Source organism: Pseudomonas baetica, assembly GCF_019733355.1.
GTDB classification, from domain to species: Bacteria; Pseudomonadota; Gammaproteobacteria; order Pseudomonadales; family Pseudomonadaceae; genus Aquipseudomonas; species Aquipseudomonas baetica_A.
The window spans coordinates 70,757-86,817 of the sequence record NZ_JAIHLQ010000032.1 but is presented as its reverse complement, the minus strand read 5'-3'; the positions used below and the strand labels follow the sequence as shown (position 1 = coordinate 86,817).

Here is a 16,061-nt window from a genome sequence, read left to right as displayed (position 1 = left end):
ACCGCGAGCCAAGTGGTGATTGATGCCGGGACAAGCCTGACGCTGACGGCGGGCGGCCATCACATCGTGATCAATTCGGGAGGGATCTTCAGCAGCGTCGCTATCGTCGAGGGCGGCGCGCCAGTGGTGGGTGTCACGGCGCAGACAGCGTTGGCGGCAGCGCCCGAAGATCCACAGGCGCTGATCGCGCTGTCCATCACCACGCAAATAGCCGCGCTGGCTCAGGCCGCAGAGCAAGCCGCTTCAGTCTGCGCCGCGTGCGAAAAACTGGCGCAGGTGAACGCATGAGCCGGGCTTATCTGTTGCTGGATCGAATCCAGATCGAAAAACTTTCGGATCGCCTGTTCGAGCTGACGGGCGGCACGCCTGTTCACTCGCTTTATCAACGTACCGCCTACAGCGCTTTGGACAAGGCCGGCCCCGTGCTGATCGGTGTGACCCCCGATAGCCCGTTGGCAACGGTTTTTTGGCAGGAGTGGAGTGCAACGGCGGGCATCTGGCTGGAGTCTGAGGCCGACGAAGATCAAGTGTTGGCGCATGTGCGCAGCCTGATCCACGCGCGGGTCGACGGGGCTGCGACGGTTTTCTTTCGTTTCTATGACCCGCGTATTACCGCGTTGTGGCTGAAGGATTTGCCCGCGCCTGAGCGTGATCGATTGATGGGGCCGATGCGGCTGATTCGTCTGCCGGGTTTACAGATTCATCAGCAAACCGAGCACCCCGCGATCCCGTATGCGCAGAAGCCTTGGCTGGTGCTGACGGCGGAACAACTCGATCACCTTAACGCGGCCAAGCGTCAGTCTTTCGCCCGGCAGTTGATCGAACACGGTCAACGCTATTTCGCCACATACCTCAACTCAATGGATTCGACTGCTCTGCAGCAATGGGCCATGGACTGTCAGGCCAGTGCTGCACGCGGCGGTTTCAGTGCCGTCGATGAAGTCCTTATCTGGGCGCGTTTCTACGCATTACTGGGCGCGGACTTTCCCGATGGCCCGGAGCACGGTGCATACAGGCAGTTACTGGTCGAACCCGGACTCCTGCCGCGCCAGCGTCTGGACAACCTCAACAGCGCATTGACGCACCAATTGCTGACCGACAAGGACTTCGCCCGATGAGCGCCGAAAAACTGGCCATGGTCGACGAGGCCGCTCAGGCCGAACGCGAGGCCAAAGCCCAGCCACACGCTGATATCAGTTGCACGGTGCATCCGTGTCCCGCCAGTCAGCCCGAACTGTTTGTGGTGCCGGTGCGTTACGCGCTGGCGCACGAAAAGGCTGAACACGCTTGTTGCGTTCCCGGTATTACGCCGCAGAGCCGACCGATGGCAGCACGTCGTTTGCGCGCAGGGTTTGTGTACCTCTGGCAGCATCAGGGGCCGGTCAAGCGTTTTGCTATTTCGCCGCAGGGGTTGTTGCAGGAACAGGCGCTGGACGCGGCGGCCACTCCGGTAGCCGACGCCACACTCACGGGCCTGGCGCTGCAAAAAATCCACGACGCCTGGATGCTTTACAGCGAATTCCCCTTGAACGTCGAGCACTGCCAGTCACTGAGCGACAGCAGCGCCAAACGCAGTCAGCACATGCGCCACATTGCCCTGCGCACGGTGGCCGATGAGTTACAAGCTCCGCACTGTCCGCCGTTGGACAAGTGCGATGAGGTCTTGGCCGAACTGATCCCCGACACCTACGCCCGGTCGATGAAAGCCGATCAGCAAAAAAACGCCGAGGACACCGACGCCCTTGGCGCAACGCTGTTAGACGACCCCACTCCATCCAACATCAAAGCCTACACAGACGCCAAGCACCGTATCCGCGAGCGTCACAAGGTTCTCGATCAACATCCTGACGCCAGCGACGAGCCGCCGGGCGAATGGAGCGCCGAGTCATGGGACGGGCAGGGCACGCGGGATTGGCTGGAAAACGCCAAAGCGCAAAGAGAGGGATTGTTCGCCGTCTTCGCCTGTCTGGACGATGACTTGGGTGTGTTGCGCGACATCAACCACGAACAGGAATGGCTGGAAGCCGGCCACGAAAAATGGCTCGGCGAAAACAATCTGCGCCTGAGCATCGGCGGCTTTGTGCGCAGCTTGATCAGCGAGGATGGCGCCGAACTGGCCGGTAATCTCAGTTATCGCTACAAGGATCGCGACATCAGCCTCACGCCCGAGCAGGGCCAGATCATGCTCGACACCCAGGATCGGCTGAATGAGGAACTCAGGGTTGAAACCCGGGATCGTCAATACGGCGGTCGGCCGACCCAGGCCGAAGCGGCCGCCCGTGATGCGCGTATCGCAGCCATTGTCGGCCCGGTGCGGGCGTTTATTCCGGCCGATCTGTACTACGAAGCGGAGGAAGTGGTTCGGCAATACCGCGCGGAAAAACACGCCAACCTCAACAATCACGCATTCAGCGCCAAGGTCGGCAAGTACATCGACCTCGATGCCATGGACACATGGTTCACCGACACCGCCGCCGGCCACTTCCAACAACTCGAACAACGCCACACGGCGTTGTTCGCCGACCGTGGCGTGTACCTGAAACGCTCGGCCAGCGGCACCTGGTTTGTCGATTACGACGACCTGCCGACGCGCCAATGGCTGACCGAACTCGCCAGCGGTTGCCTGACCGCGCAATGCCTCCGCGCCCTAGGCGCCGAGCAATACGCCGACTATGTGCGCGCCGCCGACGGTGGCGCACTCCGGCAACTGTTCAACGCCTGGACACCGTCGCTTGAGGCCGCAGTCAACAACGCCTCGCGCCTTGGCGAGTTGATGGCCGCCCTGTCCGCCGACAACATCAGCGCCACCCATCAGGCCCTGGCGCCGTTGAGTGTGGTGCTGCTGGATGACATCGCGACCATGGCCCGCGAGGCCGACAGTCAATGGAATATGCTGGTCAATCGACTGGGTGCAGCGTTGCTGTTGCTCAAGAGTGACAAAGGTTTCAGTGCCTCGTGGATGAGCATTTTTCTTGCCGCGAGGTTGGGCGGAGAAAGCCGTTTGCAGTTCGTGACCGAGGGCACGCGGCAGGTGTGGAAGTTGTTCGGGCAACGGGCCGAGGCGTTGGGTGAATGGGTGAACAAGACGGGGAAAGCCATTGGGGTTGGGCGGGTGGAGCGGATTGTGAATTCGCCCGTGGTGGTCAACAGCGGGGGAGTGGTGCCGTTGGCGGCGTTGTTGGTGAACGTGGTGAATGTGCAGAACTATTTGAGCGAGGCCGGGGTGCTGGAGGGGATGGATGCCCGGCGAGTGAATGACACGGTGTCGGCGAGTTTGTATGGGGCGGCGGCGTTGGTGGCGGTGGTGGATAGTCAGGTGCGGATGGGGTTGGGGAGGGATCGGTTTTTTATTCGTTCATCTGCGGCGCCGGCGCTTACGTTGTTTGGTGGGGTGATTGGTCTGCTATCTGCCGGTGCAGCATTTTCAGAGTTCAAGTCTTTGCAAGTACAGATCGAGAGCGCCCAAAACCGAGTCGATCCTTGGCTGAAGATGCGTCAGATCGCGGTCGGAGGACAGGTTGCAGCCTTCGGCGCCCAAGCGATGTTAGGGCTTGGCTACACCGCCCACGCCTTGGCAGGTTCAATAACTGCGGAAGTCGCCATCTTGCGCTACACGCTCTACATGGGGCCGTTGAACTGGATCATTTTGGGGTTCGGCGCACTGTACTTGACAGCCTGGCTCTTCGAGAAAACGCTGCTGCAAAACTTTCTGAACAACTGCTGTTGGTCGAAGGCGCGGGCTATTGACCTTGATCCCATCGCCCCGAAAGCTCAACAGGACGAACTCGACCGTTTGTATCTCATCCTCTATACGCCTCGGGTCACCATGCAAAGCAGTTCTAATCAGGCGCCTGATAATAGTCGCTCGGGTCTGGCGTTCGTCAGCGCCATTGATTACCTGACCATCGACTTGCCAGGCGCCGAGCCAGACAGCGTTTACCTGGAACTGAGCATGGTCGGTGACCCGGTGGATACCCTCGCAAACCGGTACCTGATCAAAAACAGTCCGACAGACTATTTCAGGCCTCCCCGTCCGTGGCGTGATATGACGCCCTATTGGTTGTCCGACAGTAGTTGCCAGTGGATACCGTTCGAGGAGGGGCAGGGCCTGCGTATAAGCGGTCCTTTCAAAGAGGTGAAAGACTTGCTGAGCACACCACCCAGCACGTTGTCGCTAAGGTTGCGTTATCGCACCCCACTGATCGCGATACTCGGCGCTCGAAGTTTTATCGGCGGGGAGGGAGGTTTGGCTTTTACCTTGAACAACTCCACGGGTGTCGTAGCGCTGCGAGCCGACCCAACGCCTGAACTTGATCGTGTGCCGAACTACCCGCTCGGAGAGGATCACCCCGGCGCCATTTACCTGCAACCCAAGGACAAACGATGAGTACGCCACCGGCGGGCACTACGAAAAAAAGAATGTTTTCGCGCAATGATTACTTGGCGCCATTGCCGATTCCAACCGGTAGAAAACCCTCTGATGTGCTGAATATCATCTGGCGCAAAAACGAGGCGTTTCTCGATGTGGGTAACTACAGCATCGGTTCTGCGGTGATGGTGATGTGGCCATCGCTGATGGTGGTTCTAGCGATGTCATTCTTCACTCGAAATCTCGACTCTGAATTCAGCCGCGAAATTCTGATCCTTGGGGCAATTATTTTGGGCGTTCCTACGCTGATTTTGATCCAAGGCCTGTTCCGCGAAGTCCCCTTACCCATACGCTTCAATCGCCAACGCCGCGAAGTCTGCGTCCCCCGTAACAGTGGCGAGTACTGGGTTGTCCCCTGGGAAACCGTGACGGCGGCCGCCACCCAGCAATCGTCGGTCAGTCAGGCCGGCAAAGCCACGATAGGTCTACTGGTCATCGGTTTCGAAAACCCCGACCCGCACGCTACGGAAGACAACAAACACTTTTCACTAGGCTTTAACTGTGGCGGCGGCACCACGGCGATGGCTCTGTGGGAATGCATGCGCAGTTATATGGAGATCGGGCCAGAGGCTGTCGAGGATCAAACCGCCCGTTTCGACAGGTCAAAAGGAATCTGGGCGACTTATCTGGATGATCTGATCAAAGCCGCGAAGTTGAGAGGCTGGTTCGTAACCGTTCTCTGGGAGGGGTTCTGCGGAATATTCATATTCAACACGCTGCTGATCGATGTGCTGGAGCGTTGGAAGTTGAACCCGCCTCCCGATTTGCCTTACCCCGACATCATCGAATGGTCGAAACCACTCCCGCCGGAACAATGGGCCAAACGCTCTCCAGAGCTGGAAGCAGCCATCGCCAAACGCGAGGCTGAACTGGCCGCGCAGGTTCAAAGCGAGTTGGCTTGAGGTCGGATGCTCAGATCTATCGGCATTTGATCAAGAACAGCCCGACCAATAGCTACAAGGTGCCGAGGCTGTGGCGTGACATGACGCCCTTCTGGTTGTCCGGCAGCAGTTGCCAGTGGATACCCATCGAGGAAGGTCAGGGGCTGCGTATAAGCGTCCCTTTCAAAGAGGTGAAAGACTTGCTGAACACACCACCCAGCACGTTGTCGCGAAGGTTGCGTTATCGCACCCCACTGATCGCGATACTCGGCGCTCGAAGTTTTATCGGCGGGGAGCGAGGTTTGGCTTTTACCTTGAACAACTCCACGGGCGTCATTGCGCTACGAGCCGACCCAACACCTGAACTTGATCGAGTGCCGAATTACCCGCTCGGTGAGGATCACCCCGGCGCCATTTATCTGCAACCCAAGGACAAGCGATGAGTACGCCACCGGCAGGCACAACGGAAAAAAGGATGTTTTCGCGAAATGACTATCTCGCGCCATTACCTATTCCCACCGGTAGAAAACCTTCTGATGTGCTCAACATCATCTGGCGCAAGAACGAAGTGTTTCTCGATATCGGTAATTACAGCATCGGCTCGGCAGTGATGGTGATGTGGCCCGGAGTGATGTTGTTTTTGGGGCTGGCATACGTTTTCGATGACCCTGACGCGTTGATATTGGGAGCTTGTATCATGGCTCTCCCTATTTTTTGGTTGATTCAGGGTCTGTTCCGCGAAGTTCCTTTACCCATACGCTTCAACCGCCAACGCCGCGAAGTCTGCGTCCCCCGCAATAACGGCGAGTACTGGGTTGTCCCCTGGGAAACTGTTACAGCGGCTGCCACCCAGCATTCATCAGTCAGTCAGGCCGGCAAGGCCACCATGGGTCTACTGGTCATCGGTTTCGAAAACCCCGACCCGCACGCTACGGAAGACAACAAACACTTTTCACTAGGCTTTAACTGTGGCGGCGGCACCACGGCAATGGCGTTGTGGGAATGCATGCGCAGTTATATGGAAATTGGCCCGCAAGTTTTGCCACAGACAAATGACTTCGAGGGCGGACGAGAAAAGCTGCGGGGCAGAGGCGTCTTTTGGGGCATTTGTTGTGAATATGTGGATGGCATCAGACATCATTTGGTCGCGCAAGAGGTTGGCAAGGCAGCGTGGCTGATCATTGCTGCAGTGCTCTTGGGGGCACCACTGGCGATGATGTTGCAAGAGTGGAAGTTATCGCCACCGCCCGAGCTTTCTAATCCCGACATCATCGAATGGTCAAAACCACTCCCCCCGGAGCAATGGACCAAACGCTCCCCGGAGTTGGAAGAAGCCATCGTCAAGCGCGAAGCCGAGTTGGCCGGGCGAGTGGAGGCGCAGTCATGAGTACGCCACCGGCAGGAACGACGAAAAAACGGATGTTTTCGCGCAATGACTATCTGGCGCCGTTGCCGATTCCAACCGGTAGAAAACCCTCTGATGTGCTGAATATCATCTGGCGCAAAAACGAGGCGTTTCTCGATGTGGGTAACTACAGCATCGGTTCTGCGGTGATGGTGATGTGGCCATCGCTGATGGTGGTTCTAGCGATGTCATTCTTCACTCGAAATCTCGACTCTGAATTCAGCCGCGAAATTCTGATCCTTGGGGCAATTATTTTGGGCGTTCCTACGCTGATTTTGATCCAAGGCCTCTTCCGCAAAGTCCCCTTACCCATACGCTTCAATCGCCAACGCCGCGAAGTCTGCGTCTCCCGCGACAACGGCGAGTACTGGGTTGTCCCCTGGGAAACCGTGACGGCGGCCGCCACCCAGCAATCGTCGGTCAGTCAGGCCGGCAAAGCCACGATGGGCCTTCTGGTCATCGGTTTCGAAAACCCCGACCCGCACGCATCGGAAGACAACAAACACTTTTCACTAGGCTTCAACTGTGGCGGTGGCACCACGGCAATGGCGTTGTGGGAATGCATGCGCAGTTATATGGAGATCGGGCCAGAGGCGGCACCGGATGCCGCAGCGCTTAATTCAGGGGCAAACCTGCGTTACTACATCGATTACATGAAGGATAAAGCCAAAGAACGTGGCTGGTTTTTGACCCTGTTGTGGGAAGGTGTCTTTGGCGTATTCATCTTCAATGCTCCTCTCGCCACCTACCTGCAAAGGAAGAAGCTTTACCCACCACCCGATCTGCCCTATCCCGACATCATCGAATGGTCAAAACCACTCCCGCCGGAACAATGGGCCAAACGCTCTCCAGAGTTGGAAGCAGCCATCGCCAAACGCGAGGCTGAACTGGCTGTAGGATCGTTCTGAAACTCCTGGGCAATGGTTCTAAATCTCACAGACTCTGCCTATAGTCCTTTCTGTCACTGTTCAATTAGCCGGTCGAACCAAGATGGAATGTCCATAAACCATTGGAGTTTGACCATGGCTATTGATCGTCCGCTGCAAGGCAACATAAGCACCACCCCCACGCTCTACATCGACACCGAAGCCAAGGCCTCGGCCCTTCTCGAAACCGCAAAGCATCGCTTGAACATCCTGCGCAATATGCTCAACAGCGTCAGTTGCCTGTGCGTCAAAGATGCCGAAGGTCATGATCTGGAACATTTCGCCAGCGCCGCGCATCTCCTGCTTCAGGACGGCTGTGACGCACTGGATGCGTTGGGCTGGAAGCTGGATAGAGTCGCACCCGGACTTTGAAAGTAAAAAGCCGCGATGGTGTCGCGGCTTTTTTACGTCTGTCAGAACCCCCGCCGAATCCGGTTTTTCAGTTGTTCATGGAAAATCTCGGCGTTGCGTTTATAGGTTCCGCTAAACGATTCGTTGCTCGAATCCAGCATTATCGAGCGCTTGGTCGACACTTCCTCACGATACGCATCGATAAAGAAATTCAGATCACTGGCTGTGCTCAGCTTCGGCCACTTATCCAGGTACAACGGCAATTCCGTCGGCCCGGTCTTGTACGAACAGATCCGCCGGTTGCTGATGGTTGCTTCGCCGATTTCGAACGGCACCCACCACGACAGCGCGGTTTTTTCCGAAACCACCGCCAACAGGTGCGTGCATTCGGTGATGTTGCGGGTGATGACCCCGGTGATGTCTTCGGTGGTCTGGGATTCCGGATCCAGTACGTCGAGGTAGGTTTTGATGTTGGCCTGCATCAGTCGGGTGTTGATGGCGATGGCGTGGGCGCGATCCATGTGGCGGTAGCTGATGAAGACGGGCATCAGAAGTGTCCTTTGAGGGCGAGTTCGCGGTAGTAGGCACCGAGGGCGGTGAGGCGACAACCGGTGGAGTTGAGGGCGGCGTAATACATGTGCTCGGCATCGACCGGTTCGACCAGGCTGTGGCGGTTGCACATTTGCAGTTGCTTAAAGACGGCGCCGTGATCGGGATCGAACGTTGCTTCGGTGGGCTCGTAGCTGGGATCGAGCCTGAAGACGAAACTCGGCTCGGGGAACCAGTCCTTGAGTTTGCGCAGGGTTTCTTCGGCAATCAGCGGTGCTACCTCGCGCAAGGGCACGAACTGCGACACGTTGGTCTTGAACACCGGGCGCTGCTCCCAGGCACCCAAGGCATTGTCGACAAACGAGTAAACGCTACCCGGCGTGACCTTGCCGAGCACGTTGGCGGCGCCACCGTGCAGGGCCTGTAACAGCAGGTCGGTGAATACGCCGTGGCCGCGACTTTCGAGGGCGGACTGTTCTTTTTTGCACGCGGTGAGAATGGTCATGCCTTCGCCGATCACACTGCTGCCACCGCGCAAATTGCGCATGGCGCCGGCTGCGCCTGCCTGACAGCAATCGAGAATTATGATTTTGTTCTTGATGTGCGGGGCCTTGTCCGCCCACTCCAGAATGTCGCTGATGCGAATGCCTTCCCCGCCGTGTTTGAAGTCCTGTGGAATCAGCAGCCCTTCGTCGATGCTGGTGTCGAACTGGCCGTGGCCGGCAAAGTACAGCAGCGCCACATCGCAGTCGCCCGAGAACAGACTTTGAATGTGCTGTTTCATGGCCGTGAGCGTCAGGTTCTCCTCGGATGAGGTCAGCACTTTGCTGCTGAAGTTCGGGCGCCCGCTGGCGTGACGCTCCAGCACCGAAGCCATGGCCATTGCATCGTTGTTGCAGCCGCTCAGTGGCGTGACGTGGGCGTAGTGGTTGATGCCGATAAACAGTCCCTTGCGCATGATTACACCGCCGTATGCAGGCGAATGGCCGCGACGATGCTTTTGGTGCTCCACGCGCACTCGGCATCAGCGGCGTTGCGTACGACGGTGGAAATCCGCTCGGCCCCGAACGGCTTGATCGCGATGATCACTTTGTCCATGCGCTTGGCGATTTCGATTTCCTTGTTGATCCACTTGCTGTATGTCGAGTACATGCCGGCCATGATCAGCACTGCCGAGCAAGGGCGGATCTTGTTCTCGATAGCCTCTTCCAGTTGCTTGTCGGTTTGCGCGCCCATGATCGGGTTGTGCGGTGGCACGGAGAAATTCTTGAAGGTGAAACCGGGTTGCGCGCTGAGCAGGCGTACGAGGTTGTCGTGGGCGTGGGAGTAGTTCCACGAATGGCTGATGAACAAATGATAGGTTTGCATGGGGTTCCTCGGAGGTCGCGACTGTGCGAAGGAGGAACTGAATGTAGGCATCTGCGTGAGGCCTACAAGGTGCTGGCGGTAAAAGAGAAATGTCCTGCAAACAGGCGTGCTAAAGCCCTACAGAAAGGTCTGACGTTTAGGCGTTCTGAGGATTTGTCAGGCGTGATCCTACAGCCGGCAGCCCTGTGTTTCAGGGCTGCCGGTGCGCCTGTTTAATAGCCGTTTTCAGGCAGGCTGGCGATGATCGAGCGGTAGCTGTTCATTCGTTGTTGCTGCACGCGGCCATCTTCCAGAGCCTTGAGCAGTGCACAACCCGGTTCGCGATCGTGCTTGCAATCGCGGAAGCGGCAGGTGCCGAGCAGGTCATTGAACTCGATGAAACCGGCTTCGACGTCGGCGCGGCTGACGTGGCCGAGGCCGAATTCACGGATGCCCGGGGAGTCGATCAGTTCACCACCGCCCGGAAAATGGAACAAGCGCGCGGTGGTCGTCGTGTGCGTGCCCTGACCGGACAGCTCGGACAACGGCCCGACGCGGGTGTCCACCTCAGGCAACAAGCTGTTGACCAGCGACGACTTGCCGACGCCGGACTGGCCGACGAACACGCTGATGCGCCCGTCGAGCTGCTGTTGCAGCTGTTCCATGCCGTTGCCGTGATGCGCAGACACTTCCAGCACCGGATAACCCAGCGTGCGGTAAACGGCCAGCAGGGCGTTGAGTGCCGGGGCATTCTGCTCGTCGATCAGGTCGAACTTGTTCAGCAGCAACAGCGGACGGATGCCGGCGTGTTCGGCCGCTACGAGGTAGCGGTCGATCAGGTTGGCGTGGGGCTCGGGCAGCGGGGCGAAGACGATGACGATCATGTCGACGTTGGCCGCTACAGGCTTGAGCTGGCCACGGCTGTCCGGACGGCACAGTTCGGTGGTACGCGGCAATTGCGCGACGATCACACCGATGCCCTGGTTGCCGGCACGCCATACGACCTGATCGCCGGTCACCAGCGCTGGCAGATTGGCGCGTAAGTGGCAACGGAACACCTGGCCTGCGAGTTCGCCGTCCTTGGCCTCGACCTCGACCTGCACACCGAAGTGAGCGATCACCAGGCCGTGTTGCTCAGGGCCGAGATCGCCACCTTCGAGCGCCTCGACTGCCGAGGACTCACGTTTGGCGGCGCGTGCGGCGCGCTCGCCCTGAATCTTTTCGATGCGCCAGTTTTGACGACGATTGAGTTGGCGTTTGGCCATGGGTGTTCCGTCTGAAGAATGCAGCGATTAGGTAAAACGGCCGCGAGTTTAGCACGCCGGGGCACCGGCCTAGGCTAAACTGCGCAGCATTGCCTAGGAGCCGAAATATGCAGAACCCACAGAATCTGATCTGGATCGACCTGGAAATGACGGGCCTTGATCCGGATAACGACGTCATCATCGAAATGGCCACCATCGTCACCGACAGTGACCTCAACACGCTGGCCGAAGGGCCGGTGATCGCCATTCACCACAGCGACGACGTGCTGGCGCGCATGGACGAGTGGAACACCCGCACCCACGGTAACTCCGGCCTGACCCAACGCGTTCGCGACAGCCGCATCAGCATGGCCGAAGCCGAAGCCGAAACCATCGCGTTTCTGGAGAAGTGGGTGCCCAAGGGCAAGTCGCCAATCTGTGGCAACAGCATCTGCCAGGATCGCCGCTTCCTTTATACCCACATGAAGGCGCTGGAAAGCTACTTCCACTACCGCAACCTCGACGTCTCCACGCTCAAAGAGCTGGCCGCACGCTGGGCGCCGGATGTACGCGACAGCTTCAAGAAGGGCAGCACTCACCTGGCGCTGGACGACATCCGTGAATCGATCGCCGAGCTGCAGCATTACCGCAAGCATTTCATCAAGTTCTGATTCTGGGCTGACGGCTTGGTGTGGCGTGTGTTCTCGCCCTCTTTTGGTGCTGCACCGAAATGGCTAGACTGCGCGCCTTCCTGCCAGGATCGCCACCATGTTGCTAATGCTCTATTTGATCGCCATTACCGCTGAAGCCATGACGGGCGCCCTGTCTGCGGGCCGTCGCGGCATGGACTGGTTCGGCGTGGTGCTGATTGCGTGTGTCACGGCGCTGGGCGGTGGTTCGGTGCGTGACGTGCTGCTCGGGCACTACCCGCTGACATGGGTCAAACACCCGGAATATCTGGTGCTGACCTCCGCTGCAGCGATGTTGACCGTGTTCACTGCACGTTGGATGCGGCATCTGCGCTCGTTGTTTCTGGTGCTCGACGCCGTCGGTCTGGTGGCGTTTACCCTGATCGGCTGCATGACCGCTCTGGAAATGGGCCATGGCATGCTGGTGGCTTCGGTCAGCGGTGTGATCACCGGAGTCTTCGGCGGCATCCTGCGCGATATCTTCTGTAATGACATCCCGCTGATCTTCCGCCGAGAACTGTATGCCAGCGTGTCGTTCGCCGCAGCGTGGTGTTACATGTTGTGTCTGTATCTGAACGTGCCAGGCGAGCAAGCCATTCTGATTACCCTGTTCGGCGGGTTTTTGTTACGTCTGCTGGCCATTCGTTTTCATTGGGAAATGCCCAAGTTCGTTTATAACGATGAGCATTGATTCAGCCTGCTATCGAATAAAAATAGAGTGTTGCCGGGTTTTGCGAATTGAAGGTGGCGGCGGGTTCTATCTGTTTTAACCGGTTGTTGAGATTTCTTGTCTTTCTGCTTAAGCGAACTTAGTGGGCCCATGTTGTTTCTGAGTCTTGCCGCTAATTCAATAGGAGGCTGGAAAAAACCTTGCGAATTGATGGGCGAGCCAGTAATGAAAAGGTACGTTGTACTCTGGCAGTACCGAACAGCTTCGCTGTAATAAACAGTGTGGATGATGAAGACGAGGATGATTCGAACCAGCCTTGTATATGTACGTTCCGGGTTTCCAGCGAAAGCGTGAAGCCCCTTCAGATCGGTGCCTCCATCAAGTTCAACGGGTAGATTGTCCGCAGCAATGGCGGTACTTTGTCGGGCCGGCATTACAGCAACATCGAAATGACTCCATTAAGTGACTGCTCAAGTTTGCGGCCCTGCGGGATGTGAGTTGCCGGTATTTGTGTCGGGTACTTATATGTTGGCCAGTACCTGATGGCTAAAAAAAACAAACAGATCTACTGGGCTGCCGATAGAGTAGTGGTTGATGCTGACTGCGCTTTCGCCTGCGTCAATAAGCTTCGCGAATCACACACCAATAATTAAAAGGCGTCATTGCTCTTGAATGCGATGAATGCAGTACACATATATACCGGGTTACACCGGGTAAACCGATAAACTGATTGTCCTGACAGTCATGTATTGGCGCGTCAGCATACTTTCTGGGCCTGCAATGTTATGGGGCCCCAACTAACCAAACCTCAAGGATGAGCATTCATGGCTGGCAAACTGCCAAAGATCAAACCTGTTCCTGCCCCTACCAAAACACGGGATTTCAGCGCGAATGAACCACATCGGCCAGCGTACTCCTCTCCAGCAATACCGCATTTGCCTCTATCGCCTCACCCGGAACCGTTGCACCCCGCCAACCGGCCAGACTCGGCCGCGGTGACGCAAGCGGCCAGTTTGAGTGTGAGCCCGATGTCTTCGGCGTTCGGTGATTTTGCGATGCTTGCCGCGACGTCCTCGCTGACAGATTACTGGATACACACGGACAACAACTTCGGCGAGGCCGATGCGCAGGGCATCCGGAGTTTCAAGCAGCGTCAGTATGTGGCCGTCGCCGACAACCATTTCGTGCAAGTGGTCCTGGACGCCGAGAGTGGTCTGTTTCGCGCCACGTTAGCCAGAGAACTCAACCCTTCCGGCCCGCTACTGAAACAGGATAGCGAGGGCAGCTTCTGGATCCCGCTGGAGAGCAGTGATTCGCGTAATCACCTTGCAAGACTCAATTCGCTACGGGGGCGAACGGCTGAACTTTTTCACCGCATCGGGCATTCAGTGGACGGCTTTTCCGAGGTCACGATTACACGCATTCTTGCCGTAAGTGGGATGGATGAAACGCTGACGCGCGATTCCCCCGCTTACGCTCGGTCCCTCGTCTTGCTGCAGGACTCCCTCAGGCGCTTTGGCCTCGATCAGAAAATCCACACGTTCATCACACAAATGCAACATCCCGATCCGTTGGTGCGCGCCCAGGTCGATCCGCAATTGCAGGCTCTGCTGCAGTTGCGCGAGGGCGAGCTTGGCGCAAGCATTGCCCAGCGAGACCGCGCCGCGCTCTTTCAGGATCATGAGCGTGCGTTCGAACTTGACTGTGATGAAAACACGTTGCAGATGCGGCGGATTTTTCCTGACCTGCCCAAAACGGCAGCCGAGGCCTTGTGGCGCGATGCAAGTGCCGCCGACCGTCTGCATATGCACAACCAACCGGGAATGCCACGGCAAATGGCAGAAGAGGCGCTGTTGGTGCTGCGCGATGTTCGTCTCGCACGGGCCTGTGAAGGGATTTATCTGGATTCGGTATCCAGTCCGGACAGTGACCGACTGGCGTTGCATATGATCGGACGTCTTGCGCAGTGGCCGCGAAATGTTCGTCTCGAGATTCGTCAGGGTGTGTCGGACGGGAAGGTCTTGACGGCTATCGGCGATGTGCTGACTTCGTTCCATCACGTACTGGTCCGGCAGGACGCCGGGTATGTCATCAGCAGCCCCGAGGGTTCATCGTCCCAAGGCATGAGCGATCTGTATTCGGCTCTCTGGTTCCTGTTACTGCCCGTGCAGCGTCAGGCCCTCGGTGTGGCGGATGGAGGAGGGCAAGCGCTGCAGCGATTGATTCGTGCACAGCCGTTGCCATCGCGCCACGCCGTGAGCGAACTGCTGGGGCTGGCGCCACTTCCGATGACTGTCGACCCCGCCGCCGCGCACTACAGGCAAGCGTGGAAGCTGCGAGGCGGCGCCGATAACAACCCGACATCGGCCAAGACCGTTGTTGACCGTGTACATGATCTTTATCCCCAGCTTTCAGGTGAGGAGGTGACGACGTTTATCAACGAGCGTTTGAAGAGCGATCCTGCCGGCGTAATGATGAGGCTGGAAAAAGAGTTCGCGACGTTGTGTGATGAATTGTCGATATGGAGTGCCGATAAGCCGTCACTTCATGCGGATTCGCCGGGACAGGGGAGAGCGCCAACACCCGCCGGGCAACGTCAGGCTCGCGAGCAATTCAGCGCAAAGCTGCAAGATATCTGGCGGCGCAAGTCTGTTTCGAGATGGGGGTACGGTGACTATCAATTTTCTTCCAGCGTCGATTTTTCCGGTGAGTTACCAAGGCTGTCTGCCAGGTTCGAATATGTAACAGAGTTAATATTGACCGCAGAAAAACCAGGCGCACGGATAGGGACGTTTCTTGACAGTTTTCCCAATGTTCAATACTTGAGGGTGACGGGCGTAAAGATGCAGGCGTTCCCGTCAGGGGTCTTTCAAATGCGTGAACTGCGGCAACTCACGTTGAATAAGTGCTCGCTAAGACTTTCTGAGATGACGGCTGAAGGGCTGGCAAGAATGGAAACGCTTACATTGTTGAACCTGGCACACAATCCTCTGACAGTCGTTCCGCCTGTAGGCTTCATGCCGGATTTAACGGAATTGATGCTGTATGACACCAATCTTTCCAACGTTCCTTCAGGCATAGATTCGCTGAAAGAGCTCAAGGTGTTGGCGTTGCAGAATAATAATATTTCAGAGGTAGGGGATGAATTGTTCGATATCCCGGATACGCAGGATTTATTTGTTGGTCTGGTGAATAATCCCTTGAGTGAAGCGTCGAGGCAGCGGATTACCCAGTATCTGGAGAACGCCAGTATGGACCGGAAAATAGAAATTGAAATGGATGAGCCACTTTCGGATGTAGAGTCTGACAGTGAATCCTCGGAGAGCGGATTCTCGACGGGTTCAGAGAGTGACTGAATGTTGGTGGAAGTAACGGTTTTCTTGCAGGTCTAACATAGTCTGATAAATATAAATAACGCGTTGACTCCCCTTCTGCTTTTGGTATGGCCCTGATCAGGAGGGGAGGAACATCTGGCAAGGCCGGAATTAAAGGGCCGGCAGGCGTGATGTTCAATCGGATGACATGAAATCTGATTTTTTCGAATGTTTGAGAGTTTGTGTGTGTTGTGGG

Annotated in this window: 14 protein-coding genes and 1 pseudogene; 11 read left to right on the top strand and 4 right to left on the bottom strand. The window is 57.1% G+C overall.

The window, feature by feature from the left end; translation table 11 throughout:
* The 8 genes and pseudogenes from K5E40_RS25045 to K5E40_RS25010 form a co-directional block, all read left to right on the top strand.
* A pseudogene (locus K5E40_RS25045) lies at positions 1-288 on the top strand (type VI secretion system tip protein VgrG); the annotation flags it as partial.
* On the top strand, positions 285-1,118 hold the full coding sequence (locus tag K5E40_RS25040) for a DUF4123 domain-containing protein (RefSeq protein ID WP_221733114.1): 834 nt from the start codon (positions 285-287) through the stop codon (positions 1,116-1,118). The pseudogene K5E40_RS25045 and the gene K5E40_RS25040, both read left to right, overlap by 4 nt.
* On the top strand, positions 1,115-4,387 hold the full coding sequence (locus K5E40_RS25035) for a toxin VasX (protein ID WP_221733113.1): 3,273 nt from the start codon (positions 1,115-1,117) through the stop codon (positions 4,385-4,387). The genes K5E40_RS25040 and K5E40_RS25035 overlap by 4 nt, the downstream gene beginning before the upstream one ends.
* Positions 4,384-5,331, top strand: a complete 948-nt coding sequence (locus K5E40_RS25030; protein WP_221733112.1) for a hypothetical protein — start codon at positions 4,384-4,386, stop codon at positions 5,329-5,331. Before K5E40_RS25035 ends, K5E40_RS25030 begins: the two co-directional genes overlap by 4 nt.
* Positions 5,328-5,753 carry a hypothetical protein gene (locus K5E40_RS25025; RefSeq protein ID WP_221733111.1) on the top strand — a complete coding sequence of 142 codons (426 nt, stop codon included), beginning with the start codon at positions 5,328-5,330 and terminating at the stop codon, positions 5,751-5,753. The genes K5E40_RS25030 and K5E40_RS25025 overlap by 4 nt, the downstream gene beginning before the upstream one ends.
* A complete protein-coding gene (locus K5E40_RS25020) occupies positions 5,750-6,697 on the top strand; it encodes a DUF6708 domain-containing protein (protein ID WP_221733110.1) in 948 nt (315 codons plus the stop codon). The genes K5E40_RS25025 and K5E40_RS25020 overlap by 4 nt, the downstream gene beginning before the upstream one ends.
* Positions 6,694-7,623, top strand: a complete 930-nt coding sequence (locus K5E40_RS25015) for a DUF6708 domain-containing protein (protein WP_221733109.1) — start codon at positions 6,694-6,696, stop codon at positions 7,621-7,623. The genes K5E40_RS25020 and K5E40_RS25015 overlap by 4 nt, the downstream gene beginning before the upstream one ends.
* Before the next feature lie 114 nt (positions 7,624-7,737).
* Positions 7,738-8,013 (top strand): hypothetical protein, encoded by a 276-nt coding sequence (locus tag K5E40_RS25010; RefSeq protein ID WP_221733108.1) that lies wholly within the window; start codon positions 7,738-7,740, stop codon positions 8,011-8,013.
* A gap of 41 nt (positions 8,014-8,054) precedes the next feature.
* Here K5E40_RS25010 and K5E40_RS25005 read toward each other — a convergent pair whose 3' ends face one another.
* The 4 genes from K5E40_RS25005 to rsgA form a co-directional block, all read right to left on the bottom strand.
* Positions 8,055-8,540 (bottom strand): toll/interleukin-1 receptor domain-containing protein, encoded by a 486-nt coding sequence (locus tag K5E40_RS25005; protein ID WP_221733107.1) that lies wholly within the window; start codon positions 8,538-8,540, stop codon positions 8,055-8,057.
* Positions 8,540-9,499, bottom strand: a complete 960-nt coding sequence (locus tag K5E40_RS25000; protein WP_221733106.1) for a caspase family protein — start codon at positions 9,497-9,499, stop codon at positions 8,540-8,542. Before K5E40_RS25000 ends, K5E40_RS25005 begins: the two co-directional genes overlap by 1 nt.
* 2 nt (positions 9,500-9,501) lie before the next feature.
* Positions 9,502-9,909, bottom strand: coding sequence for a TIR domain-containing protein (locus tag K5E40_RS24995; RefSeq protein ID WP_221733105.1), 408 nt, complete (start codon positions 9,907-9,909; stop codon positions 9,502-9,504).
* 212 nt (positions 9,910-10,121) lie between these two features.
* A complete protein-coding gene (gene rsgA, locus K5E40_RS24990; protein ID WP_221733104.1) occupies positions 10,122-11,153 on the bottom strand; it encodes a small ribosomal subunit biogenesis GTPase RsgA in 1,032 nt (343 codons plus the stop codon).
* A 107-nt stretch (positions 11,154-11,260) separates the two neighbouring features.
* Between rsgA and orn the strand changes: the two genes are divergently transcribed.
* The 3 genes from orn (at position 11,261) to K5E40_RS24975 (ending at position 15,847) form a co-directional block, all read left to right on the top strand.
* Complete coding sequence (gene orn, locus K5E40_RS24985) at positions 11,261-11,803, top strand: oligoribonuclease (RefSeq protein ID WP_221733103.1); 543 nt, start codon at positions 11,261-11,263, stop codon at positions 11,801-11,803.
* Positions 11,804-11,900: 97 nt separating this feature from the next.
* Entirely contained in the window at positions 11,901-12,512 is a 612-nt protein-coding gene (locus K5E40_RS24980; protein ID WP_221733102.1) for a trimeric intracellular cation channel family protein, read from the top strand.
* 803 nt (positions 12,513-13,315) lie between these two features.
* The gene (locus tag K5E40_RS24975) at positions 13,316-15,847 is read left to right on the top strand and encodes a DUF6543 domain-containing protein (RefSeq protein WP_221733101.1); all 2,532 of its coding nucleotides are present in this window, start codon (positions 13,316-13,318) and stop codon (positions 15,845-15,847) included.
* Positions 15,848-16,061 lie beyond the last annotated feature (214 nt).